At 41.8% G+C, this 993-nt stretch carries 2 pseudogenes; both read right to left on the bottom strand.

Features of this window, described 5'->3' with window-relative positions:
- Positions 1 to 294 (bottom strand): annotated as a pseudogene (locus tag A3763_RS26575) (DNA degradation protein EddB); the annotation flags it as partial.
- A pseudogene (locus A3763_RS26570) lies at positions 255 to 920 on the bottom strand (DNA degradation protein EddB); the annotation flags it as partial. The pseudogenes A3763_RS26570 and A3763_RS26575, both read right to left, overlap by 40 nt.
- Between the last annotated feature and the right edge of the window lie 73 nt (positions 921 to 993).

Below are 993 nucleotides of genomic sequence, written 5' to 3'. Positions count from 1 at the left end.
ATGATCAATCAAGATTAAAAAGTCGGCAAAGCCCAAAACACCATCCTCATCAAAATCACCCTTTAACGGTGATTTCAAAGCTAGCTCAACAATCACAGGGTCATGATCTGAAGCTCTGTACGGGCTAGCGCTATACAGATCCGCTACTTGAGTATCACTCTTATATTCAGTGTTGTAATCAAGAACACGAGGCTCATCGGTATTGATATGCCACTCAGTGACTCCGCTTACCTGTGAGCTTAAGCTGTCACTCGCTAAAGCATGGTCAAGTGAACCTGCCTGCCCATAAAACACGTAAGAATAGGCTTATCACCTACAAAGTGTTCAAACAAATCAACATAACCAGCCTCTTTGATGACAGAAACGGGGTCTTCTTTAGCATATGCATTTAAATCACCAATGATCAGAAAATCACTATCGCGACTATTGCTTGGATCAGAATTCAAGTAATCGACTAATGCTGTCGCGGCACTTGTACGTGTTAAGTTACAGTTGCCTTGGCCATCATTCATGTCAGGATCACCCAATTCGTCACAATCACTTCCTTTTGATTTTAAATGATTGACTGCAACGGTAAGCTTCTCCTTTGAACCTTTTTCTTTAAAGGTTTGGATTAAGACTGGTCGATTCTTATCATCATTAAACCTCGAATCTACCGAGCTATCCAGAATGACCGTTTGTTTTATCGGTTTTACTTGGGTACTTCTATAAATAAGACCAACAGCAATTGCATCCGTACCAATTTGATCGACACCTGGATCAATATAAGCATAATCGCCACCTGCCGCATTAATTGCCGCGACTAAGCTAGCAATCGCACTCTGTTCAGTAAAACCGTCATTTTCTATTTCCATCAAACCGACGATATCAGCATTCATCGCTAGAATAGCATTCACTATCTTATCTTCTTGTCGCTGAAGCTCATCGGCATTGTCAGCGCCACGATCCGTAGAAGAGCCTAAGGGGTCGGTGACAAATAAGAATCAGTTGTCA

It is taken from the genome of Oleiphilus sp. HI0128 (genome assembly GCF_001635365.1).
The sequence above is the reverse complement of the archived record's forward strand: the minus strand, read 5'-3'. Positions and strand labels throughout refer to the sequence as shown.